Source organism: Aminobacter sp. LjRoot7 (genome assembly GCF_964252895.1).
Lineage (GTDB): Bacteria > Pseudomonadota > Alphaproteobacteria > Rhizobiales > Rhizobiaceae > Aminobacter > Aminobacter aminovorans_B.
In genome coordinates this window covers 71,707-93,284 of the sequence record NZ_CAXUPX020000008.1, presented here as the reverse complement: position 1 = coordinate 93,284, position 21,578 = coordinate 71,707, and the positions used below count along the sequence as shown (strand labels likewise).

Here is a 21,578-nt window from a genome sequence, read left to right as displayed (position 1 = left end):
CTTAGCGAGGGCATGATCCGAAAGCCGGTTCGAGACTTCCGGGATCATGCCCGAGGCGTCAGGAGGGTTCCCGGCAGGTCTTGCCACCCCAACCCTGCTGGCCCGACATGTTGCCACCTGCGGCCTTGCAGTCCTGGATGAACTTGGTGTTGCAGTCCGGGAACTTGCTCGAGCCGTTCTTGCAGTACTTGTCTTCGGTCGCGCCGCCATTGCCCGACGAAGCCTTGCCGCTTGGGCCGGACGGCTTGTCGTTGTCAGGGGCGTCGGAGATGTCGCCGGGGCCCGACGGGCCGTTGCCGCCCGGTGCGTCGGAAATGTCGCTCGGACCCGACGGACGGTCGCCGCCGCTCGGGCCAGCCGAGAAGCTGGCCGCATTGGCGCTGCCGATGGCACCGGCAAGCAGCAGGACGGCGGTCAGGATGGTGATCTTGGTTTTCATGGTCGTGTTTCCCTTTTCGAGGTTGCGTTTCGGGGTCGCAGAAACGCTCTGGTTTCCACGTCGGAACGATCTTTCGGTTTGGGTTCCCCCCGGTTGATCTGGCGAGCTCACCTCGCCTTGGACATGACTGGGTCGCCGTGGCTGCGGGAAAGGTTCAAAGGGAGTTCGAATTATTTTCGTGGGGGTTTCGCGGGGGCGTTTCTGAGACGCTGGGTGTAGTACTGGGCCATCGGAATAGCAGAGAAGTCACGGCATGGATCCCCGGGTCTCCTTGGCCCTTCGCTGTCGCTTCGGGCGTTCGTCACTCGAAAAGCCAAGCAGTTGGCTTTTCGTCCGCTTCGCGGACCGCTCCTCACCGCTTCGCTCCTGTTCCGCCCGAGGATGACGAAGGCACATAGGTTTTCGGCTAATCACCAAGGTTGGCGCTTGGCAGGCTTCGAGGTTTGTATTTGGCAGAGAGTTCAGTTCTTGGCCAACTTCCGGGCAACGCGGGAACAAGAACCTGGAAGCTCTCTGCCAATCTCTGACGTCGCCGATTGGCCTCGAGCCCCATGCCTTCGTCATCCTCGGGCGGAGCAGGAGCGAAGCGAACTGCGGAGACCCGGGGATCCATGCCGTGACGATGGAACCGCCGCCACGGTTCAGGGTGTGCCGGTGGTGACGCCCCAAAGCGGAGCAGAAAACGCTCTCACTCAGCCCACCTGTCGTGCGGTAAACTCGCTGATACGGGCGTGCAAGGTCGTAGGGATCGTGATGCCCCCGGCCTCCGAGCGGGCCCGCGCCGCGGCTTTTGCCGGGCCGGGGATATGGACGTGAAACTCGCCCGACAGCCGATCGAGCTGTTCGCGCATGCGGGTTTCGAAGCCGGGATCGAACAGCTTGGGGTCGAGCGCGACGATGAACAGCCCGGTGCCGGGCGTCTGGTGGCCGTCTGATATCGATGGCGCGTCGATCGACCAGTTGGCGCCCGAGACGCCGGCGGCAAGCACCTCGACCATCAGCGCGACATTGGCGCCGCGCGCGCCGCCGAAGGCGAGCAACACGCCTTTCATCGCCTTCCTGGCGTCTGTCGTCGGCTTGCCCTTGGCGTCGAGCGCCCAGCCCTCGGGGATCGCCTCGCCTGTTTCAGCCGCATGGCGGACATTGACGAAGGCGGTGGCGCTCGACGACTGGTCGATGATCAGAGGCGGCCCGTCAGCGGCGGGGGCGGCAAGCGAGATCGGGTTGGTGCAATAGACCGGCTTGGTCGAGCCGGAGCCGGCGACAAGTGCCGGGCCGTTGGTGGCGGCGAGCGCGACGAGGCCGGCCTCGGCGAGGCGGCCGGTGAAATAGCCGAGCGCGCCGCAGGTGTAGGCATTCTTCTGCGAGAATACGGTGACCCCGAACAGCCGGGCTGCCTTGGCGATCTCGTCGAAGCTGCGGTCGAAGCCGGTATGCGCAGCACCACCCTGCCCATCGGAGAGGTAGATCGCCAGCGCCGGACGGGTGACGACGGGCTCGGCCTTGCCGTCGATGCGCCCGGCCTCGAGCGCCCCGAGATAGTCGACATAATGCGACAGCCCGACGCTCGCCTGGCCGTCGGCCTCGGCGGCGACCGCAGCAAGCGCGATCGAAATCGCCGTTTCCTCGCTGGCGCCGGCACCGATGGCGGCGGAGATGCACAGGGAGCGGGCCTCGTCGAGGTTGAGCGTGACGGTTTCTGTCTTTGTCTGCGGCATGGGCGTCATCCCAGTCTGGACGGAATCTTCGCCTCCAGCTTGCGGAAGCCGAAGACGAGGATGCCGGTGATGATCAGGTAGATGAGGGCGAGCAGCAACAGCGGCTCGTAGACGATGAAGGTGTCCTGGCGCACGCGCGAGGCGACCGCGTAGATGTCGATGACGGTGATGGTGGCGACAAGCGGCGTCGCTTTGAGCTGCAGCACGGTTTCACCGGCCAGCGTCGGCAAGGCGCGATGGATCGCCTGCGGCAGCCAGATGCGGCGGAAGCGCTTCCACGGGCTCATGCCGAAGGCGCGCGCGGCTTCGAGCTGCCCCCTCGGCACGCCGGCGAAGGCGCCGCGCATCACTTCGCCTTCATAGGCGGCGTAGGACAGCGTCAGGGCGACGACGGCATAAGGCCATGCCTGCCTCAGGATCGGCCATAGTTCGGACTGCCTGATCCATGGATATTGCGGGAACAGCGAGCCGAGGCCGTAATAGAGCAGCCAGAGCTGCAGCAGGAGCGGGGTGCCGCGGATGACGGTACAGAAGGCCTTGGCCGGCCAGGCCACCCAGAACGGACCTGCGGCCTGGGCAAGCCCGAGCGGCACGGCGAGCATGAAGCCGAGTGTCACGGTGACGGCGAGGATCCAGATGGTGCGCCAGATGCCGAGCAGCGCCAGGTCGTAATATTTGGGCAGCCAGTCCCAGCGCATGAAGATGGCGGCGGAGAGTACAAGTGCTGCAGCGATGGCGATGAGCACGATGCGGTGCGGCTGCAGCCACTCGGAGCGGATGGCGGGCACAGTCGTGGCGGGCGTGGCGGTGCTCATCGGCCGGTCTCAGCTATCGGCGGCATGCCGCGCCGTGCCCAGCGCTCGATGCGGCCGATGATGACGTTGGAGAACAGCGTCAAAAGCAGGTAGAGTACGCCGGCAGCGACGAAGAAGGTGAAATAGGCCTTGGTGGTGGCGCCGGCCTGGCGCGTTTCCTGGGTCAGCTCGTTGAAGCCGACGACAGCCAGAAGTGCAGTGTCCTTTGTGGCGATCAGCCAGAGATTGGCGAGGCCGGGAATGGCGAAGGGCAGCATCGCCGGCAAGGTGATGCGGCGCAGCATCTTGCCCGGCGGCATGCCATAGGCGCGCGCCGCCTCGATCTGGCCCTGCGGTATGGCCAGGATGGCGCCGCGGATGACCTCGGTGGCATAGGCGCCCTGGACGATGCCGAGCACGCCGATGCCGGCGGCGAGGCCGGAGATGTCGACGGCGGCGTAGCCCATGCTGTCGAGGGCGCGGTTGATGAGGTCGGTGCCGGCGTAATAGAGCAGCAGGATCAGCACCAGTTCGGGCACGGCGCGGACAACCGTGGTGTAGATCTCCATCAGGTCGCGCACCATCGGGCTGCCATAAAGCTTGCCCCAGGCACCAGCAATGCCAATGGCGAGGCCGAGCCCGAAGGCGCCAACGGCGATCTGGATCGAATTGGCGAGCCCGCGCAACAGGTTGGCGCCCCAGCCGGGCGGGGAGATCGACAGCAGCTCGACAGCGCTCATTTGCAGCAGCGGGTTCAGCAGATGCTCGATATCAGTGGTCCTCTTGAAGACTGAAGAAGACGGAATTCCCCTCCCCCTTGTGGGGAGGGGCTAGGGGGGGCGCGCATCCGGTGCCCGAAAGACCCCCACCCGGAGGGCGTCGGCCTCGCGCCTCACGTCTGCGGGCGGCCCGCGCGTCTGCGTTCAGCCCCCTCACTCACTTGCCGTAGATGTCGAAGTCGAAATACTTCTTGGTGATCTCGGCGTATTTGCCGTTGTCGCGGATGCCCTTGATGGCGGCGTTGAACTTGTCCTTCAGCTCGGTGTCGCCCTGGCGCAGGCCGACGCCGACACCCGGTCCGAGCACTTCGAGGTCTTCGGCAACGTCGCCCTTCATGTCGCAGCAGGCCTTGCCGGCATCGGTGGCGAGGTAGGTGTTGAGCGACAGCGAATCCGCCTGCACCGCGTCGATGCGGCCGGCGGCGAGGTCGGCCTGGGCCTCGTCCTGGGTCTGGTAGATCTTGATCTCGGCGGCGGTGGCGCCGAAGTGCTTCTTGGCGTAGGCCTCATGCACCGTCGACACCTGGACGCCGATGATCTTGCCTTTCAACCCCTCAGGCGTGGCGTCGAACTTGGCGTCCTTGGCGCCGATGATGCCGGTCGGGGTGTTGTAGTACTTGTCGGAGAAGTCGATCGACTTCTTGCGCTCGTCGGTGATCGACATCGAGTTGATGATGGCATCGATCTTCTTGGAGTTGAGCGCCGGGATCAGACCGTCCCAGGCGGTCATGGTGACCTCGCACTGCAGCTTGGCTTCGGTGCAGAGCGCCTCGATCATGTCCATTTCCCAGCCGCTCCATTTGCCGGAAGCGTCGGGCGAGGCGAAAGGCGGGTAGGGTTCGGGCGCCATGCCGACCTTGATCGACTGGGCGCTGGCGCTTCCGGCGCCCAGGCCGAGCACCAGGGTCAGGGCTGCGGTTGCAAGCAGTGCTTTCATGCTGTCTCTCCCGTTATCGTTGTTTTGTCGTTCCCGTGATTTCGTCCGTCGATGCAGTTCCGGCTTGAGCTAGCCGATGCTGCGGATGAATTGCTTTAGGCGTTCCGACTTCGGCGCGCCGAAAATCTGTTCCGGCGGCCCTTCTTCCTCGACCTGCCCGTTGAAGAGATAGATCACATGCGTCGCCACCTCGCGGGCGAACTTCATCTCGTGCGTAACCAGCACCATGGTGCGGCCCTCGCGGGCGAGGTCGCCGATGACCTTGAGCACCTCGCCGACAAGCTCGGGATCAAGCGCCGAGGTCGGCTCGTCGAACAGCATGACCCGCGGCTGGACGGCGAGCGCACGCGCGATCGCGGCGCGCTGCTGCTGGCCGCCGGAAAGATAGGCGGGGTAGACGTCGCGCTTCTCGGCGAGGCCGACACGGGCCAGAAGCTTCTCGGCCTCGACGATGGCATCGGTGCGCTTGATGCCCAGCACATGCACCGGCACCTCGATGACGTTTTCCAAGAGCGTCATGTGGCTCCACAGATTGAAGCTCTGGAACACCATGCCGAGGCGCGAACGGATGCGCTCGATCTGGCGGCGGTCGGCGGGAATGCTGTCGCCGAAGCCGTTGGGCTTGAGGCGGATCTCTTCGCCATTGACCCGGATGATGCCGCTGGTCGGGTTCTCCAGGCAGTTGATGCAGCGCAGGAGCGTCGACTTGCCGGAGCCAGAGCCGCCGATGATCGCCACCACCTCGCCGTCGCGCGCCGACAGCGACACGCCCTTCAGCACATGCAGCTGGCCGAACTTTTTGTGCAGGTTCTCGACATGGATGGCTTCGGCGGCGACGCCGTTGGTCGGGGCAGGGTGCCGGGCTGCATCGACCGCAACCATCAGCGATGGCACCGGCGTGTGAAATTTGTCCCGTCAGCTGGCAATCGGCTGCTCATGGTCGCGTCGCGATGTTCCCCTGGGCGGTGAGGATGGACCCTTCTGCCTCGCGGCGTCAACGGCACCATATCCCGCTTCTTATGTGCCCATTACGGCACTTGCGGCGTTGTTATGCAAGTGTATAAATATTGCGGAGGGCGGGCTTCGGCGATTTTTTCCAGATGAAGCGAAGGTGGGCATGGCAGTCGCTGCGCGGAGAAAATTCCGCCGCGAAGGCGAGGAGCGCCGGCGGCAGGACCTGATCGAGGCGACGCTGGATTGCGTCGCCGAAAACGGCCTTCAGGGCGCTACCGTCAGGGCGATTGCGCTGCGCGCCGGCGTCACTGCAGGGCTGATCAGGCACTATTTCCCCGGCAAGGAAGAGCTGCTGCAGGCAGCCTATGCGACGATCATGGGGCGCATGACCGACCTGGCCAAGACCGCACTTGCGACCGTCGAGGAGAAGCCAAGGCTTAGGCTTGCCGCTTTCGTCGGTGCCAGTCTGGTGCCGCCGGTCATCGACGTCAGGACATTCTCGCTTTGGGCGAGCTTCATTGGCCGCGCCGGCTCGGACCCGGCATTGGGCGTGGCGCACAGGGCCGGCTATCTCGGTTTCCGCGACGAGGTCGAAACACTTGTCGCCGAGGTGTTTGCGGACGCCGGCCGACGGGCGAGCGAAGGCGAATTGCGCCGCCACGCCATCGCCATCAATGCGATCATCGACGGACTGTGGGTCGAGGGCTGCCTCGCCGGCGACATGTTCGCCAGCGGCGAACTGGCGGAGATCGGCATCGGCGCGGTCGAGGCGATGCTGGGCCTGAGCTTGCGGCAGGGAGAAATGGCATGACGACGATCGGCGAGGCGCTCATCGGGCAGCTGGAGGCGCATGGCGTCGACACGGTGTTCGGCATTCCCGGCGTGCACACGATCGAGCTCTATCGCGGGCTGGCAAGCTCCAGCATTCGCCATGTCACGCCGCGCCACGAGCAGGGCGCGGGCTTCATGGCCGATGGTTATGCCCGTGCCTCGGGACGGCCGGGCGTGGCCTTCGTCATCACCGGGCCGGGATTGACCAACACCATCACCGCCATGGCGCAGGCACGCGCCGATTCCGTGCCGATGCTGGTGATTTCAGGCGTTAACGCCCGTGCCACGCTCGGCAAAGGGCTGGGCTACCTGCACGAACTGCCCGACCAATTGGGCATGATGCAGAAGGTGGCGCTGTCGTCGCGGCGGGTGACCTCGGCGGACGAGCTGCCCGGCGCGATTGCAGAGGCCTTCGAGCTCTTCGCCACGGCGCGGCCGGGTCCGGTGCATATCGAGATCCCGCTCGACGTCATGCCGCTGCCGGCTGATGGTATAGCCTCAGTCGCAAGGCGCGCCACGCCTGATCTGCCGGACGAGGCGGCGGTTTCAGACGCTTTGCACCTGATCCGCACGGCCCGCCGTCCGCTGATCCTCGCCGGTGGAGGCGCGAAGCGGGCGGAGGCGGATCTGAGGGCGTTGGCCGAAGCGCTTGACGCGCCTGTGGTGACCACCACAAACGGCCGCGGACTTATGTTTCGCCATCCGCTCAACGTGCCGGCGAGCCCGAGCCTCAAGGCGGTGCGCGCGCTGATGGCCGAGGCCGATGTGGTCATCGCCGCCGGCACCGAGTTCGGGCCGACAGATTACGACATGTATGGCGACGGCGGCTTCGTGGTTCCCCAGACGCTCATCCGCATCGACATCGATGACGGGCAGCTGGCGCGGCGGCCGGTAACCGTGTCGATCCGCTCGGATGCGGGTGTGGCCCTGGCGCGGTTGAGGACGGCGTTGGGCGAAGCACATCCGAAAACTGGTGGCGAGGCGTGGGCAAGGGCGACACGCGAGGCGGCGTGGCAGGAAATCGGTCCGGCGATGCAGGCGCAGGTCATGGCCGTGGAGGCGATCCGCGACGCGTTGCCGGGCGCGATCATCGTCGGCGACTCCACTCAGCCGGTCTATGCCGCCAATCTCTATTACGACCATGATCGGCCGGGCGGCTGGTTCAATGCCGCGACGGGTTACGGTGCGCTCGGCTTCGGGCCGCCGGCGGCGATCGGCGCGGCCCTTGCCGTTCCGAATGCACCCGTTGTCTGTCTCAGCGGCGACGGTGGCTTCCAGTTCACTCTGCCCGAGCTGGGTGCCGCGCTCGATGCGCAGGCACCCGTCATCTTCGTCGTCTGGAACAATCGCGGCTATCGTGAGATCGAAACCTCGATGCTCGACGCCGGCGTCGAGCCCGTCGGTGTCTCGCCGGCGCCGCCGGATTTCGTCCTGATCGCGCAAGCCTATGGGCTTGAGGCGGAGCGCTTTCAGGATGTTGGCTTGCTTGGCGATGCCTTGAAGAAAGCACGCTCGACGGGAAAACCCTGTCTGATAGAAGTCTCCATAGACTAGGCCGCGCGTCGCGGCCTGGGCATTTTGCAGCCAAGTCACCACCTGGTGTCGCATGGATGCGGCCACAACAGAGAGATGGGGCGGCAGTCGGGCTGGATCTGGCGTCGGCTCCGGGGAGTTGAGCATGAGCAAGAATTTCGAGGGCCGGCACGTCGTTGTCACGGGTGCCACCGGTGCGTTGGGTGCGGCCGTGGCCAGGCATCTGCTGGCCGAGGGCGCCATCTGCCATTTGCCGATCAGCCGGGCGAAAGCGCCGGAGGGGTTCGAGTTTGCCGGCAACGACCGCGTCCATGTCGCGACCGGCGTGGACCTGACTGACGCCAAGGCGGTCGACGCCTTCTACGACGCTATTCCGGGCCCGTGGGCCTCGATCCATTCGGCCGGCGGCTTCGACATGGGGTCGATCGACAAGGTCGATCCCGATCAGTTCGGCCAGATGATGGACATCAACGCCAAGACCGCCTTCCTGTGCTGCCGTGCTGCCGCGCGCGGCATGATCGCCGGTCAGGCCGGTGGTCGCATCGTCAACGTCTCGGCCCGCGCGGGCATCGAGCCGCGCAAGGGCGGTGGCATGGTCGCCTATGCCGCGAGCAAGGCGGCGGTTGCGGCGCTGACCGAGGCGCTCGCCGAAGAGCTGAAGGGTGCCGACATCCTGGTCAACGCGGTGGCGCCGTCGACGCTCGACACCAAGGCCAACCGCGATGCCATGCCCAAGGCGGATTTCGCCAAATGGGTCAGCCTCGAAGCGGCCGCTGCTGCAATCGCGCAGCTCGCATCGCCGGCCAATCTGGTCACAAGTGGTACGGTGGCCGAGATCTACGGACGCGCTTGAGGATAGCCGCCTAGGGGCGGTCAGGCCGTAGTGGGGATCGCCGTTGCGCGATCCCTGGGCTGCTACTGTGTCAGCAGGCCGCCATTGGGCACGCCGAGCAGCTTGGCCGGCAGGTAGATGACCAGCGAGGCAGCACCCTTGATGACCTGGCCGCCGTCGGCCAGGATCGTCTCGGCCGGGGCGCCTTCGCCCCGTTCGGTGACGTCGTTCATCAATCCACCCGAGGTCGTCAACGCCATCAACGTTGGCGAGCTGGCGAAGACGCCATGGCTGCCGCCGTCAAGGTTGGACGTGTCGAGTACGGTGATGTTTTCGGCCTGAAGGGCGGCGACATCGGCGCCTGAGCCGACGCGCGGATGGCCACCGGTCAGCCCGCCCGACAGGTTGAGCGCCTTGTCGCGCTTCGACACCAGGATCATGAACGGGTTCGGCAGCTTGTCTATGTCGCGCAGCTGGCTCTGGAACACGTCGATGTCGATGTCGGGTGCAGCCAGCACGAGGCCGTTGATGCGGCTGATGTATTTTTCGCGGCCGCTCAGCGACAGGCTGCGCAGCGCCTCCATCACGACATAGCTACCCATCGAGTGGCCAACGAGCACGATGCGCTTGGCTTTGCTGCGCGCGGCGATCTCGATGGTGTCGGCAAGGCCGTCGCGGCTGTAGGCGGCGCTGTCGCGGTCGTAGACATAGAGCGGCAGCGATCCGGCCGACGGCCAGGCGTAATGCAGCGCCACCGCCTTGACCTTGTAGTCGTGGACGATCTGGGCATTGCGGAAGATGCTGTCGGCGAAATTGTTGTTGTAGCCGTGGACGAAGATGAAGATCTCGCGCTCGGCCTCGGGACGCCGCATCAGGTCGGCGTCGAGGGCGGCGACGAACTGCGCCTTGTCGTCATAGGGCTGGAAGGTGCGGGCGATGAAGTTGCGTTCCGGGCTTGGCGTGCGGCTCGTGCTTTCGACCTCGCCGGCGACATGCGTCTTGGGGATGCCGATCTCGAACTTGGCGAAGTTGAGCTGCTTGGCGCGTTCCGCCGAAAAAGGCAACGACAGGTCGTTCGAGCGGGCGCGCATGGTCGAGACGTAGATCTGCACAGTGGACGCGGATTCGCCTTGCTTGCCGTCGTTGAGGCCAAGCACGGCCCGGCCGCCGCAGCCTGACAGGACCAGCAACACGAAAAGGACGGTCAGAAAACGCAAACTGGGCATGGGCAGGCTCTGAACGCAGGCAGCAAGTCCTGGATTAATGCGCAGCAATTCCCGGCCACGGCAACCTTGGACAAGCCGATCACGCCCGGGACGGAAGCATTCGGATCAGCCGTGAAGCATTCCGGCATCACTTCGGGCCGTGCTCGGCATGCTCGCCAAAGAAAAACCCCGCCGGATCGCTCCGGCGGGGTCTTTCAGTTCACGACAATGAGCTGTTGGCTCAGTTGTTGCGGTTCTTCAGGGCTGCGCCCAGGATGTCGCCGAGCGAAGCGCCGGAGTCGGTCGAGCCGTACTGAGCGACTGCTTCCTTCTCTTCAGCGATTTCCAGCGCCTTGATCGAGACCTGCAGCTTGCGGGTCTTCTTGTCGAAGGCGATGATGCGGGCGTCTACCTTCTGGCCGACGACGAAGCGCTCGGGGCGCTGCTCGTCACGGTCACGCGACAGGTCCGAACGCTTGATGAAGGTCTCGATGCCGCTCTCGACGAGACGGACTTCGAGGCCACCATCCTTGATGCCGGTGACTTCGCAGGTGACGACGGCGTTCTTGCGCAGTTCGCCCGAGGTCGAAGCTTCACCGACTGCATCCTTGCCGAGCTGCTTGATGCCGAGCGAGATGCGCTCCTTCTCGATGTCGACGTCGAGAACCTGAGCCTTGACCATGTCGCCACGGTTGTACTCTTCGATGACCTGCTCGCCCGGACGGTTCCAGTCGAGGTCGGACAGGTGCACCATGCCGTCGACGTCGCCGTCGAGACCGATGAACAGGCCGAATTCGGTCTTGTTCTTGACTTCGCCTTCGACTTCGGTGCCGACCGGGTGGTTACGGGCGAAAGCTTCCCACGGGTTCTCGAGCGTCTGCTTGAGGCCGAGCGAGATGCGGCGCTTGGCCGGATCCACTTCGAGCACGACCACGTCGACCTGCTGGGTGGTCGACAGGATCTTGCCGGGGTGCACGTTCTTCTTGGTCCACGACATTTCCGAAACGTGGATGAGGCCTTCGATGCCCGGCTCGAGCTCGACGAACGCACCGTAGTCGGTGATGTTCGTGACGGTGCCGGTGATCTTCTTGCCGATCGGGAACTTGGTGCCGATGTCCGACCACGGATCCGACTCGAGCTGCTTCATGCCGAGCGAGATGCGGTGGGTTTCCTGGTTGATGCGGATGATCTGCACCTTGACCGTCTGACCGATGTTGAGGATTTCGGTCGGATGGTTGACGCGGCGCCATGCCATGTCGGTGACGTGCAGCAGGCCGTCGATGCCGCCGAGGTCAACGAACGCACCGTAGTCGGTGATGTTCTTGACCACGCCCTCGACAACCTGACCCTCTTCGAGGTTCTGGACGATCTCCGAGCGCTGCTCTGCACGGCTCTCTTCGAGAACGGTGCGGCGCGACACGACGATGTTGCCACGACGGCGATCCATCTTGAGGATCTCGAAGGGCTGCGGGTTGTGCATGAGCGGGGTGACGTCGCGGATCGGACGGATGTCGACCTGCGAACGCGGCAGGAAGGCAACGGCGCCGTCGAGATCGACGGTGAAGCCACCCTTGACCTGGTTGAAGATGACGCCTTCGACGCGCTCACCCTTGGTGAACTTCTCTTCGAGCTTGACCCAGCTCTCTTCGCGGCGAGCCTTGTCGCGCGACAGCATGGCTTCGCCAAGCGCGTTTTCGATGCGCTCGACATAGACTTCGACGGTGTCGCCGACCTTGAGCTGGCCGTCCTTGGCCTTGGCACCGAATTCCTTCAGCGGAACGCGACCTTCGACCTTCAGGCCGACGTCGATGATGGCCATGTCTTTTTCGATGGCCGTAACGATACCCTTGACGACCTGGCCTTCGCCCGAGTGACCGTCCGAGAAGGACTCTTCGAGCAGGCTCGCGAAATCGTCGCGGGAGGGATTAGCTTGTGACATTGGATCTCCTGGTGCGTCCCGTCTTGCGGGAGCGGCGCCGTGGGTTAGCGTTGCGTTGACCTGCCAACATCCCGGGCCAAAGGCCCTTGGCCGCCTAAAGCGGCAAATCGGCGCAAGAAGAATGCGGACAGGTCGGTTAAGTGGCGAAATCCGGAGATTTCAGCCTGTTCTCAGCTTCCAAGGACCCGATCAACGATATCCCTGGCTGCGGAAAACGCGGCTTCTATATCCATTTCCGACGTATCGAGCAAGTGCGCGTCGTCGGCGGGACGCAAAGGCGAGTCGGCGCGGCCGGTGTCGCGCTCGTCGCGGCGGACGATATCGGCGAGGATACCAGTGAAATCGGCGCTGCCCCCATTGGCCTCGATCTCGGCCAGCCGGCGCTGGGCGCGAACCTCGGCGCTGGCCGTGACATAGAGCTTCACGTCGGCATCCGGGCAGACGACGGTGCCGATGTCGCGGCCGTCGAGCACCGCACCTTGCGGTGCCTTGGCGAATGCGCGCTGCTTGTCGACAAGGATCTTGCGTACCTCGGGGATGACCGCGACCTTCGATGCCGCCTCGCCGACGGCATGCGCCGACAGCACCTTGCGGTCGAGATGGCCGAGATCGACGAGCTTCGCCGCCTCGATGGCGTGCGCTACGTCGTCGAGTGGCCAGCCCTTCTCAATCAGCATGTGGGCGACGGCGCGATAGGTCAGCCCGGTGTCGAGCAGCGCCAGGTGGTAATAGTCGGCGAGCCGGCGGGCGAGCGTGCCCTTGCCGGCGCCCGCCGGGCCGTCGATGGCGATTGTGATTGAAGCAGGCATGTCCTGGCGCGGATCCTTGGTCAGACGCCGCGCATCAGGCCGCCATCGACCTTCAGGCTCTGGCCGGTGATGTAGGCGGCGCCCTCGGAGGCGAGGAAGGCGATGGTCGCGGCGATTTCGGCCGAGGTGCCATAGCGCTGCATCGGCACGCCGTCGCGGCGCTCGTCGGTCTGCGGCAGGCTGTCGATCCAGCCCGGCAGCACGTTGTTCATGCGGACATTATGCGGGGCGTACTGGTCGGCGAAGAGCTTGACGTAGGCGGCGAGGCCGGCGCGCGCCACAGCCGAGGTCGGGAACATCGCCGCCGGTTCGCCGACCCATGCGGTCGAGATGTTGACGATGGCGCCGCCCTTCTGGGCAACCATGATAGGCGCCACGAGGCGCGTCGCGCGCACGACATTCAAGAAATAGACGTCGATGCCGGTGTGCCACTGCTCGTCGGTGATCTCGAGCAGAGGCGCGCGTGGCCCATGGCCAGCGCCGTTGACCAGCGTGTCGATGCGGCCCCACTTTTCCATCGTCAACTCGACGAAACGCTTGAGGTCATCATTCGACTGGTTGGACCCGGTGAAGCCGAGCCCACCCAGCTCCTTGGCCAGCGCCTCGCCCTTGCCCGATGACGACAGGATGGCGACGGCATAGCCGTCTGCCGCCAGCTTCTTCGCCGCCGCAGCCCCCATGCCGCTGCCGCCGCCGACGATCATCGCTACTTTGTTGGTCATAAGCTCGCTCCTCGGTTGCGTTGCCGGTATTATGCGGCGGTCTACTCGATCTCCGCTCCCAGATCGGCCATCAGGCCCATGAATTCCGGGAAGCTCGTGGCGATCATCGCCTGGTCGTCGACGGTGACGGGCTTTTCGGAAGCCAGGCCCATGACCAGGAAGCTCATGGCGATGCGGTGGTCGAGGTGGGTCTTGACGGTGCCGCCGCCGAGGCCCTTGCCGCCGGGCACGCCGCGGACGGAAAGCGTTGTCTCGCCTTCGGTGCAGTCGGCGCCATTGGCTTCGAGGCCGCGGGCGACAGCCGCTAGGCGGTCGGATTCCTTGACGCGCAGCTCTTCCAGCCCCTGCATCAGCGTTTCGCCCTCGGCGAAACAGGCGGCGACGGCAAGAACGGGGTACTCATCGATCATCGACGGCGCGCGCTCGGCAGGCACCTTGACGCCCTTGAGTTCGGAGCCGCGCACGCGCAGGTCGGCGACGTCCTCGCCGCCGGCATTGCGGCGGTTGAGGATCTCGATCGAACCGCCCATTTCGATCAGCGTCGTGATCAGGCCGGTGCGGGTCGGGTTCATCAGCACGTTTTCAATGGTTACGTCGGAGCCCGGAACGATGAGCGCTGCCACCAGCGGGAAGCCGGCCGAGGACGGGTCGCCGGGAACGGCGATGACCTGGCCGGTGAGCTTGCCCTGGCCTTCGATGAAGATGTGGCGCACGCCCTGCTCGTCGGTCTGCACCTCGATGTTGGCGCCAAAGCCCTTGAGCATCTTTTCGGTATGGTCGCGGGTCATCACCGGCTCGATGACGGTGGTGATGCCGGGCGTGTTGAGGCCTGCGAGCAGCACGGCGGACTTGACCTGGGCGGACGCCATCGGCACGCGGTAGCTGATCGGCGCTGCCTGGCGCGGGCCGCGCAGCGTCAGCGGCATGCGGTCGCCGGGGGAAGCGTTCAGCACCTGCACGCCCATCTGGCGCAGCGGATCGAGCACGCGGCCCATCGGCCGGCCCGACAGCGAGGCGTCGCCGATGAAGGTGGTTTCCATGTCATAGGTGCCGACCAGGCCCATTGTCAGGCGCGAGCCGGTGCCGGCATTGCCGAAGTCGAGCGGCGCTTCAGCCTGCAGAAGCGCGCCGTTGCCGGTGCCCTTGATGACCCATTCGTCGCCGCGCTTTTCGATATGGGCGCCCATCGCCTTCATCGCGTCGCCGGTGCGCATCACGTCCTCGCCCTCGAGCAGGCCGGTGATCCGGGTTTCGCCGGAGGCCAGGCCGCCAAACATGAAGGAGCGGTGCGATATCGACTTGTCGCCGGGCACGCGGGCGGTGCCAGACAGGGATTTCGACTTCCGGGCGACGGCCGGCTGGGGCACAGCTTGATGCGACATGGTGGTTCCTCGTGCGGGACGCCCGCGAAACCGGGCTTTCCCAATGATTGCGGCGGTGTCGTAGCATCGATTGTCGTGATGGTCATCCCCCATTGCCCCTGCCGGGGGATTTGGCTTTGACAGCGCCACAAACTGCGGCTAAGGGGACCAAAATCGAGAAAGACGAGGCCTGACGTGGCGAAATCCGAACTTGGCACAAAACGCGTCGACCCGGAGACGGGCCGAAAATTCTATGACCTGAACAAGGACCCGATCGTCTCGCCCTACACGGGCAAGGCATATCCGCGTTCCTACTTCGACGATGGCAAGATCGCCGCCATCCTCGAGGAAGAAGAGGAAGTCGAAGCCAAGGAGCTCGACGCCGAGGATGAAGGCGCCGAAGTCGTGTCCCTGGAGGATGCCGACGACGAGGCCAAGGGCGGCGACGACCTGCCGGATCTGGACGACGATGATGTCGATCTGGGCGACGACGATGACGATACCTTCCTCGCCGACGAGGAAGAAGAAGACGACGACGTATCCGACATGATCGGCGTCGGCGACGACGACGACGAGATCTGACACGGCTTTTCGGGAAACCGAAAAAAGGTTTCGATCAAGGCTTGCCAATGGTCGAATGCGGCGCTAGAAGCCGCCAACAACACCGGCGCGGACGACAAATTCGCGCCGACCTTTGCCGGAAACGGCACCCGGTCCAGGCCGGTGTGGGGCCATAGCTCAGCTGGGAGAGCGCCTGCATGGCATGCAGGAGGTCAGCGGTTCGATCCCGCTTGGCTCCACCAAATTTCTTCACGAAGTCAGCACGTTAGAGACAGTGGCCAGCAGGCCGCTTCGTCGTGCCGAACCTGTTTTCCTTAGTCACATCAAGATTTCGGCCGCATCCGCTCAGTTGGCTGGCGTACCCGCCTTGTCCGGATGGAGTGCTGCGGCCAGATCGCGCACCGCGTCCGCCGTGCGTGGGCTGAACGCGATCATATAGGCGCCGTCGAGCACGACCAGTGCCCCGATTCGCCACGGCGGGCGTGGTGCTCAGCGCCGGGATGGAAAACACCTGCTCCGGCGTCGGCCTCCTTTGCCGTCGTTCATCATCAGGACGACGTCCCACCCGCGCGTCACGATTCGCTGGCCGGCATGGTGAGCGCCGCGAGCAGCAGGCAAAGCAGGGCAGCGCGGGCGATGGCGCGCGACCGGAGCAAGGCTGTCGGGCTTGCCGGGAAGCTGAAAGGCTCTGCACGGTCCATGTCGTCGGTCCTGGGGGCTGCGGCAATGAATTAACTTGACTATCATAATCAAGTTTAACTACTCAAGCCCATGACGCGGGGAGACCGATACCCGTCGAGCCAGCTCGGTGCGGCACCCGCACATTCAGCCAGCAATTTGCCCAGGTGGATGACCTGGGGGCCTGAAGTGACACGAACCGGAAGCGAACTGACATGACCGACCTTCAATCCCGCGCTGAACTGCAGCTGCAGCTTTCGCCTGATCAGCTCGAGAAGATCCGCGACCGGCTGGAAAGCTTCGACGCGAGCGCAAGCGAAGAGGGCGATGCCGTCAATTTCCGCTTCCTCTTTGGCGAAGCCTCGCTGGTGATGCCCAAGGGTGCACTGATCATGCGAGCCAGGTCGCCGCATCCCGACGGCCTGGCCCGGCTCAAGGATTTGATGGCGACGTCGGTGGAGTTCTACGCCAGCGAGAGCCAGCCGCAGATCGTGTGGCAGGGCGACCTGTCGGGCCAGGGCGAGCTGGAGCAGTTTCGCCTGGCGACCGTCGTCGACGCGATGGAGCTTACGCCGCACATGAAGCGGGTCCGGCTCAAGGCGACTAACCTCGAACGCTTCGCCTCGTTTGGCGGCCTGCACATCCGCATGCTGTTTCCGACGGCCAGCGTGCCGGACCCGGTCTGGCCGGTGCGCGGCAACAACGGCCTTGTGTCGTGGCCGGACGAAACCAGGCGCCCGCCATCGCGGGTCTATACCATCCGCAGGCTGGATGTGGCCGGCGGGCATTTCGACGTCGATTTCCTGATCCACGAAGGCGAGAGCGTCGGCTCCAACTGGGCGTCGGCTGCACGCGAGGGGGACAAGGTCGGCATATTGGGACCGGTCGGACGTCCGCTCAGGCCGGCCGACTGGTTTGTCATGGGCGCCGACGAAACCGGCCTGCCGGCGGTAGGACGCATGCTCGAAAGCCTGCCGGCAACGGCGCGCGGCGTCGCCTTCATCGAAGTTGCCGACGAGGGCGAACGCCAGCAGATCGACAATCAGACCGCGATCGAGGTGAAGTGGCTGTACCGCAACGGTGTAGCAGGCGGCGAGAGCACTGTTCTCGCCGATACGGTCATGTCGGCTGCCTGGCCGGAGCAGGTATCAGGCTTCGGCTGGTTCGCGGCGGAAGCCGAGGCGGCAAAACGCGTGCGTGACCACTGGCGCAGCGATCTGTCGCTGGGCCGCGATCAGACGATCGCCTCGGCCTACTGGACGCGAGGCGACGCCGGCTGATCGCGGCGATCACTCCATGTGAAAGCGCATTGCGCTGACGCGGCCGTCCGACTGGCGGGCGACGGTCCAGTGCATGTGATAGCGCCCGGTCGGCAGGCGGTAGCGGCGTCGGCCGTTGCCGTCGTCGTCGACGAGTTCGAGCGGCGCCGGGCCAAGGTCGGATTCGCTCTCGACGATGACCTGTTCGAACCAGTGGTTGCTCCATAGCTGCCAGGCCTCGCCGGTGAAGGCGTCGCGCGGTGCATTGCGGGCAGCTATCGCCCTGATCAGGCCATTGTCCGCGTTTGTGCGCTCGGGTGCGCTGTCGGCGATCGGCTCGTATGGAGCCACGGCAGCGTCGACGATGCCGGCGATCTCAGCCGCGATGCGCGCGACCTGGGCGTCGTCGATATTGGCCAGCACCGCGACCGACAGTTTCTGGGCCGGGAAGCGGGCGAGCTCGGCGCGGAAGCCATACCAGGTGCCGCCATGCCTGATCTTGCGCTGTCCGCGCACTTCGGAATTCTGCCAGCCAAGCGCATAGCCATTGATCGCCGGGCGGCCGTCGCGCATCAGCGCCGGTTCGAACATCTGGTCGACGATGTCGGGGCGGAACACCTGCGGCCGGTCCAGCTCGATGAACCAGCGGGCAATGTCGCGCGGCGAGAAAAACAGTCCGCCATCGCCGGTGCGCAGCAACGTCGGTGCGGTCCAGCAGCGGTTGCGCAGCTCGCCATTGTCGCGGCTGTAGCCCTGCGCGCGGTTGGGCACGATGTCCGTCCAGCTGGCGTCGCGGGCGCTGGCCATGCCGGCCGGCGCAAACAGCTGCTCGCGCAGCAGCGCGTAGTAAGGCTTGCCACTGACGAGGGCGACGATCAGCGATGCCAGGATGTAGCTGGTGTTGGAATAGCGGTAGCTTTCGCCAGGGGCGAAGGCGAGCGGCGAGAGGCTGGCCAGTGCCAGCAGCTGGGCGTCGCTGTGGTCCTGCCAGAGATTGAGCGGCACGACGTCGTTTTCGATCGGCGCCGGCGCAAAGGCATCGCCGAAATTGCCGAGGCCGCTCATCATCGTCAGCAGCTGGCGGATGGTGATAGCAGCCCATGTCTCCGGCCCTTCGGTCAGATAGCGCCTGACCGGATCGTCGAGATCGAGACGGCCCTGCTGCACCAGAAGCAGCACGGCGGCGGCGGTGAACATCTTGCCGGTCGAACCCGAATGGAAGATCGAGTCCGATGTGGCAGGCACGTTGTGCTCGACGTCGGCAAGGCCGTAGCCACCGAGATGCAAGATCTCTCCGTCATGGACGATGGCCACGCCAAGGCCGGGGATTTTGCTGTGCTCCATCTCCTGTTTCAGGTGGTGTGCCAGCGCGGCGGCGAGGCCGGTGGCGGGTTTTTCCAAAATGTCCATTGCCAGTGTCTTTCATTGCGTGCGGTGGCATGCATGCGGCGCTGTCGCGCCGCATGGTCCGATGCCGACTTTCGGTTCGGGTTGGGGCGTCAGTCGGCGGGCTTGACGTCGACGAGCGAATAGGGCGCCCGGAACGGCTGGGGTGCAGCAAGCCGGGTCTTGTTGAAGACCATGGTCTGGGCCGGTTCGTGGACCGGCGCGCCGACGAAATTGGCGAGCAGCTGGCCGTGGAAGTTGCGGAAATTCGTGACGCGCTCGTCCCAGGACTTCGAGCCGTACATGGCGAGCTCGCGCAGCTCCTCGGACTTCGGGTCGTTCCACATCGACAGGTTCCAGGAATCCAGCCGCTTGGCGCTGAAGAACCAGTCGAGAATGTCGGCATTGGTCCAGGAATAGGGCTGCAGCACAAGCTCGCGTTCGGGCTTGCGGAACTGGTCGCGATAGGTACCGGCGTCGAACACGGTGATCTCGGCCTTCACGCCGATGGCCTTGAGCTGCGCCTGGATGATCTCGGCGGTGCGCTTGTATTCGGTGTCGGCGCGGGCCCAGAGCTGGACTACGAGCGGCTTGCCGTCCTTGGCACGGACGCCATCGGCGCCGCGCACCCAACCGGCCTCGTCGAGCAGGCTGGCGGCCTTGGCGGCGTCGTGCCTGATCTCCAGCACCGGATCGACCTTGGCTTCGCCCAGTGCCGCGACCAGGAACTGGTGCGCTTCCTTGCCGACACCGCCATAGACGCTCTTCAAGATAGCAGCCTGGTCGATGGCAAGTGCTGTCGCCTGGCGCACGCCGATGTCGGTGAAGGGTGCTGCCTGGGTGTTGATGGCGACGAAAGTCACGCCATAGCCGGGGAGCTCCCGGAGGTCGATGTCGGCCTCGTTCTTCAGCTGCGGCAGGAAGTCGGTCGGCACGTCGAGCAGCATGTCGACGCCGCCGGTCTTGAGTTCGAGGAAGGCGGTCGAGGCGTCGGGGATTTCGCGCGCGGTCAGGCGCTTGATGTGCGGCGCGCTTTTGTTCTCCGTCAGCGCGCTGCCCCAGTTGTAGTCCTCATTGGCGACGAGGATGGTTTCCTGGCCGACGACGAAGCTTTCGAGCTTGTAGGGGCCGGTGCCGACGGCTTCGATGACGCCATAGTCCTGGCCACCCGCCTCATAGGCCTTCGGGCTCGGAATGCCCATGTTCATCATGGCGAGGTTGAAGATCAGGTTCGGCTCGGGACGCTTCAGAACGAAGCGCACGGTGTGGTCGGCGACGACCTCGACACGCTCGATGGCGTCGACCATGTACTCGTTCTCGGTGCCCTTGAACTTGGGAATCCACCAGGCGATGGTCGCCGCATTGAACGGCTCGCCGTCGGTGAAGGTCACGTCCTTGCGCAGCTCGAAGGTCCAGCTCAGGCCATCGGGGCTGACCTCCCAGGAACTGGCGAGATGCGGATGATAGGACTGGTCTGCGGCCTGCTCGACGAGGCGGTCGTAGATCAGCCCGGCGGCCATGTTGAGGGTAACGGCGCGGATCGGATCGTAGCTGGCGGCACCCGACTCCTGTCGGCCGATGACGATTGTCGCTTCGGTTTCCTGGGCCATTGCAGGCGCGGGCGAAAGCAGCCCGACGGCGATGCCAAACGAAATGATGGATGCAGAAAATAGGAACCTGCGACGGTTCATGAACCCCTCCCAAGGATTGCGTTGTGAAGTGTGTGCGGGTAGCGGCGCTACGTCTTGCGGCCGGCGTGGCCGACGAAGTCGCCATAGAGACCGGACAGCCGGTCGAGCCGGTCCTCGACCTCCGGCCCGAGCTCGCCGATGATGCCGTTGAGCATCAGGTGGATGAGGGTCAGCATCGGCCCGTTGGTGTCCCAGAACAGGTTGATTTCCGAAGGCACTGCGAAGACCTCGCTGGTGCAGTCATGCGCCCAGTCGCAGAACAGGTCGGTGACAAGCGTCACCGGCATGCCGGCGTCGGTGCTTCGGCGCGCCAGAAGGGCCGCCTGGCGGGAATAGCGGCGGGCATCGAACAGGACGAGCGCCGAGTCTTTCGGGTCGGCGAGCAGCACCTCGGAAAAATTGCCCGAGGAATGATCGACAAGATGCACGCCGTCCCTGACATATTGCAGCAGGTGGGCCATGGTCGCTGCGATGCCGCGCTCGCTCTGGAAGCCGGTGATGTAGACATGCTTCACCGTCGCCAGGCGCTTGACCACGGAAGCCCATTGCGGCGTCCGGACCAGCTCGTAGACCCGAACGGTGGCGGCGAGTTCGAGCTCGAGGCTCCTTGCCAGGTCGCCGCCACCTTCGCGGGTGCTCGCTTGGAACTCACGCAGCCGGTCGCCGATCAGCCACGGGCTGTCGGAGACATCGATCTTGAGGTCGGCCTTGAGATCCTTGAAGTGCTGATAGCCGATCGAGCGACAGAAACGGCCGACCGTCAGTTCGCTGACGCCGACCTTTTCGGCGACGGCCATCGCAGTTTCGAACGGCAGTTCACTGAGATTGGCCAGCATGTAGGTGGCGATGGCCCGGCTCGCACCGGCGCCATTCTGCAGGCTGTCTGTCAATCGTTGGCGTACCGTTCCGCTCATCTGTTCTCCTCCTGCAAATCAGACTGTCAGTTTTCTGAAATTTAATCAACAGTGTTATTTTTCTGACATTATGGATGAGCGAGAGGCGCACGCGATGCACTGTGCTCGGTCCTGCCAGAGAGGAATTGGCCATGAGGACTGTGAAGGCGAATGCGGTCGCCGGTCGCCTCTAGTCAGGCAACTTTGGACGTCATCGAGCCCGGAATTGATGGGGTCAGCGCAGGTGTGTTTCGCGC

General features: G+C 64.8%; 20 protein-coding genes and 1 tRNA gene. 6 read left to right on the top strand and 15 right to left on the bottom strand.

The window, feature by feature from the left end; all coding sequences use genetic code 11:
• Positions 1-58 precede the first annotated feature (58 nt).
• The 6 genes from ACSQ3E_RS21275 to ACSQ3E_RS21250 all read right to left on the bottom strand — a co-directional run bounded on the left by ACSQ3E_RS21275 (position 59) and on the right by ACSQ3E_RS21250 (position 5,549).
• Positions 59-439, bottom strand: a complete 381-nt coding sequence (locus tag ACSQ3E_RS21275) for a hypothetical protein (RefSeq protein WP_115729934.1) — start codon at positions 437-439, stop codon at positions 59-61.
• Between the two features lie 692 nt (positions 440-1,131).
• Positions 1,132-2,157, bottom strand: a complete 1,026-nt coding sequence (locus ACSQ3E_RS21270) for an Ldh family oxidoreductase (RefSeq protein ID WP_436124224.1) — start codon at positions 2,155-2,157, stop codon at positions 1,132-1,134.
• Positions 2,158-2,162: 5 nt separating this feature from the next.
• Positions 2,163-2,972, bottom strand: a complete 810-nt coding sequence (locus ACSQ3E_RS21265; protein WP_436124223.1) for an ABC transporter permease — start codon at positions 2,970-2,972, stop codon at positions 2,163-2,165.
• Positions 2,969-3,691 (bottom strand): ABC transporter permease, encoded by a 723-nt coding sequence (locus tag ACSQ3E_RS21260; RefSeq protein ID WP_436124222.1) that lies wholly within the window; start codon positions 3,689-3,691, stop codon positions 2,969-2,971. The genes ACSQ3E_RS21265 and ACSQ3E_RS21260 overlap by 4 nt, the downstream gene beginning before the upstream one ends.
• A 196-nt stretch (positions 3,692-3,887) precedes the next feature.
• On the bottom strand, positions 3,888-4,667 hold the full coding sequence (locus ACSQ3E_RS21255) for a transporter substrate-binding domain-containing protein (protein WP_436124221.1): 780 nt from the start codon (positions 4,665-4,667) through the stop codon (positions 3,888-3,890).
• Positions 4,668-4,736: 69 nt separating this feature from the next.
• A complete protein-coding gene (locus tag ACSQ3E_RS21250; RefSeq protein WP_310325388.1) occupies positions 4,737-5,549 on the bottom strand; it encodes an ABC transporter ATP-binding protein in 813 nt (270 codons plus the stop codon).
• A 235-nt stretch (positions 5,550-5,784) separates the two neighbouring features.
• Here ACSQ3E_RS21250 and ACSQ3E_RS21245 point away from each other — a divergent pair, with 235 nt between their 5' ends.
• The 3 genes from ACSQ3E_RS21245 to ACSQ3E_RS21235 all read left to right on the top strand — a co-directional run bounded on the left by ACSQ3E_RS21245 (position 5,785) and on the right by ACSQ3E_RS21235 (position 8,838).
• Positions 5,785-6,432, top strand: a complete 648-nt coding sequence (locus tag ACSQ3E_RS21245; protein ID WP_310325386.1) for a TetR family transcriptional regulator C-terminal domain-containing protein — start codon at positions 5,785-5,787, stop codon at positions 6,430-6,432.
• A complete protein-coding gene (locus tag ACSQ3E_RS21240) occupies positions 6,429-8,006 on the top strand; it encodes a 5-guanidino-2-oxopentanoate decarboxylase (protein WP_436124220.1) in 1,578 nt (525 codons plus the stop codon). Before ACSQ3E_RS21245 ends, ACSQ3E_RS21240 begins: the two co-directional genes overlap by 4 nt.
• A gap of 124 nt (positions 8,007-8,130) precedes the next feature.
• The gene (locus ACSQ3E_RS21235) at positions 8,131-8,838 is read left to right on the top strand and encodes an SDR family NAD(P)-dependent oxidoreductase (protein WP_436124219.1); all 708 of its coding nucleotides are present in this window, start codon (positions 8,131-8,133) and stop codon (positions 8,836-8,838) included.
• A gap of 62 nt (positions 8,839-8,900) precedes the next feature.
• Here ACSQ3E_RS21235 and ACSQ3E_RS21230 read toward each other — a convergent pair whose 3' ends face one another.
• The 5 genes from ACSQ3E_RS21230 to aroA all read right to left on the bottom strand — a co-directional run bounded on the left by ACSQ3E_RS21230 (position 8,901) and on the right by aroA (position 14,874).
• Positions 8,901-10,043: an alpha/beta hydrolase gene (locus tag ACSQ3E_RS21230; RefSeq protein WP_436124218.1), complete on the bottom strand. Its 1,143-nt coding sequence runs from the start codon at positions 10,041-10,043 to the stop codon at positions 8,901-8,903.
• Positions 10,044-10,263: 220 nt separating this feature from the next.
• A complete protein-coding gene (gene rpsA / locus ACSQ3E_RS21225; protein ID WP_115729925.1) occupies positions 10,264-11,961 on the bottom strand; it encodes a 30S ribosomal protein S1 in 1,698 nt (565 codons plus the stop codon).
• A gap of 170 nt (positions 11,962-12,131) precedes the next feature.
• Positions 12,132-12,770 (bottom strand): (d)CMP kinase, encoded by a 639-nt coding sequence (cmk, locus tag ACSQ3E_RS21220; RefSeq protein ID WP_436124217.1) that lies wholly within the window; start codon positions 12,768-12,770, stop codon positions 12,132-12,134.
• A 20-nt stretch (positions 12,771-12,790) separates the two neighbouring features.
• On the bottom strand, positions 12,791-13,492 hold the full coding sequence (locus tag ACSQ3E_RS21215; protein WP_436124216.1) for an SDR family oxidoreductase: 702 nt from the start codon (positions 13,490-13,492) through the stop codon (positions 12,791-12,793).
• Positions 13,493-13,533: 41 nt separating this feature from the next.
• The gene (gene aroA / locus ACSQ3E_RS21210; RefSeq protein WP_436124215.1) at positions 13,534-14,874 is read right to left on the bottom strand and encodes a 3-phosphoshikimate 1-carboxyvinyltransferase; all 1,341 of its coding nucleotides are present in this window, start codon (positions 14,872-14,874) and stop codon (positions 13,534-13,536) included.
• A 174-nt stretch (positions 14,875-15,048) separates the two neighbouring features.
• On the opposite strand from aroA, the gene ACSQ3E_RS21205 reads away from it, so the two are divergent.
• On the top strand, positions 15,049-15,435 hold the full coding sequence (locus ACSQ3E_RS21205) for a TIGR02300 family protein (RefSeq protein WP_436124214.1): 387 nt from the start codon (positions 15,049-15,051) through the stop codon (positions 15,433-15,435).
• 145 nt (positions 15,436-15,580) lie between these two features.
• Positions 15,581-15,656: transfer RNA gene (locus tag ACSQ3E_RS21200), tRNA-Ala, on the top strand.
• Positions 15,657-15,986: 330 nt separating this feature from the next.
• Here the strand turns inward: ACSQ3E_RS21200 and ACSQ3E_RS21195 are convergent.
• Positions 15,987-16,115, bottom strand: a complete 129-nt coding sequence (locus tag ACSQ3E_RS21195) for a hypothetical protein (RefSeq protein WP_436124213.1) — start codon at positions 16,113-16,115, stop codon at positions 15,987-15,989.
• 192 nt (positions 16,116-16,307) lie between these two features.
• Here ACSQ3E_RS21195 and ACSQ3E_RS21190 point away from each other — a divergent pair, with 192 nt between their 5' ends.
• Positions 16,308-17,372, top strand: a complete 1,065-nt coding sequence (locus ACSQ3E_RS21190) for an SIP domain-containing protein (protein WP_436124212.1) — start codon at positions 16,308-16,310, stop codon at positions 17,370-17,372.
• A 9-nt stretch (positions 17,373-17,381) separates the two neighbouring features.
• On the opposite strand, the gene ACSQ3E_RS21185 is transcribed toward ACSQ3E_RS21190, so the two are convergent.
• The 3 genes from ACSQ3E_RS21185 to ACSQ3E_RS21175 form a co-directional block, all read right to left on the bottom strand.
• The gene (locus ACSQ3E_RS21185; RefSeq protein WP_436124211.1) at positions 17,382-18,761 is read right to left on the bottom strand and encodes a serine hydrolase domain-containing protein; all 1,380 of its coding nucleotides are present in this window, start codon (positions 18,759-18,761) and stop codon (positions 17,382-17,384) included.
• An 89-nt stretch (positions 18,762-18,850) separates the two neighbouring features.
• On the bottom strand, positions 18,851-20,428 hold the full coding sequence (locus ACSQ3E_RS21180) for an ABC transporter substrate-binding protein (protein WP_436124210.1): 1,578 nt from the start codon (positions 20,426-20,428) through the stop codon (positions 18,851-18,853).
• Positions 20,429-20,475: 47 nt separating this feature from the next.
• Positions 20,476-21,342: a MurR/RpiR family transcriptional regulator gene (locus ACSQ3E_RS21175; RefSeq protein ID WP_436124209.1), complete on the bottom strand. Its 867-nt coding sequence runs from the start codon at positions 21,340-21,342 to the stop codon at positions 20,476-20,478.
• Positions 21,343-21,578: the final 236 nt, after the last annotated feature.

Excerpts from the sequence above, each read along its gene's own strand:
- ACSQ3E_RS21240 (WP_436124220.1), top strand. The coding sequence starts at position 6,429 with ATGACGACGATCGGCGAGGCGCTCATCGGGCAGCTGGAGGCGCATGGC.
- ACSQ3E_RS21190 (WP_436124212.1), top strand. The coding sequence starts at position 16,308 with ATGACCGACCTTCAATCCCGCGCTGAACTGCAGCTGCAGCTTTCGCCT.
- ACSQ3E_RS21235 (WP_436124219.1), top strand. The coding sequence starts at position 8,131 with ATGAGCAAGAATTTCGAGGGCCGGCACGTCGTTGTCACGGGTGCCACC.
- ACSQ3E_RS21250 (WP_310325388.1), bottom strand. The coding sequence starts at position 5,549 with ATGGTTGCGGTCGATGCAGCCCGGCACCCTGCCCCGACCAACGGCGTC.
- aroA (WP_436124215.1), bottom strand. The coding sequence starts at position 14,874 with ATGTCGCATCAAGCTGTGCCCCAGCCGGCCGTCGCCCGGAAGTCGAAA.
- ACSQ3E_RS21185 (WP_436124211.1), bottom strand. The coding sequence starts at position 18,761 with ATGGACATTTTGGAAAAACCCGCCACCGGCCTCGCCGCCGCGCTGGCA.
- ACSQ3E_RS21270 (WP_436124224.1), bottom strand. The coding sequence starts at position 2,157 with ATGCCGCAGACAAAGACAGAAACCGTCACGCTCAACCTCGACGAGGCC.
- ACSQ3E_RS21255 (WP_436124221.1), bottom strand. The coding sequence starts at position 4,667 with ATGAAAGCACTGCTTGCAACCGCAGCCCTGACCCTGGTGCTCGGCCTG.
- ACSQ3E_RS21275 (WP_115729934.1), bottom strand. The coding sequence starts at position 439 with ATGAAAACCAAGATCACCATCCTGACCGCCGTCCTGCTGCTTGCCGGT.
- ACSQ3E_RS21175 (WP_436124209.1), bottom strand. The coding sequence starts at position 21,342 with ATGAGCGGAACGGTACGCCAACGATTGACAGACAGCCTGCAGAATGGC.
- cmk (WP_436124217.1), bottom strand. The coding sequence starts at position 12,770 with ATGCCTGCTTCAATCACAATCGCCATCGACGGCCCGGCGGGCGCCGGC.
- ACSQ3E_RS21215 (WP_436124216.1), bottom strand. The coding sequence starts at position 13,492 with ATGACCAACAAAGTAGCGATGATCGTCGGCGGCGGCAGCGGCATGGGG.
- rpsA (WP_115729925.1), bottom strand. The coding sequence starts at position 11,961 with ATGTCACAAGCTAATCCCTCCCGCGACGATTTCGCGAGCCTGCTCGAA.
- ACSQ3E_RS21260 (WP_436124222.1), bottom strand. The coding sequence starts at position 3,691 with ATGAGCGCTGTCGAGCTGCTGTCGATCTCCCCGCCCGGCTGGGGCGCC.
- ACSQ3E_RS21195 (WP_436124213.1), bottom strand. The coding sequence starts at position 16,115 with ATGGACCGTGCAGAGCCTTTCAGCTTCCCGGCAAGCCCGACAGCCTTG.
- ACSQ3E_RS21245 (WP_310325386.1), top strand. The coding sequence starts at position 5,785 with ATGGCAGTCGCTGCGCGGAGAAAATTCCGCCGCGAAGGCGAGGAGCGC.
- ACSQ3E_RS21230 (WP_436124218.1), bottom strand. The coding sequence starts at position 10,043 with ATGCCCAGTTTGCGTTTTCTGACCGTCCTTTTCGTGTTGCTGGTCCTG.
- ACSQ3E_RS21180 (WP_436124210.1), bottom strand. The coding sequence starts at position 20,428 with ATGAACCGTCGCAGGTTCCTATTTTCTGCATCCATCATTTCGTTTGGC.
- ACSQ3E_RS21265 (WP_436124223.1), bottom strand. The coding sequence starts at position 2,972 with ATGAGCACCGCCACGCCCGCCACGACTGTGCCCGCCATCCGCTCCGAG.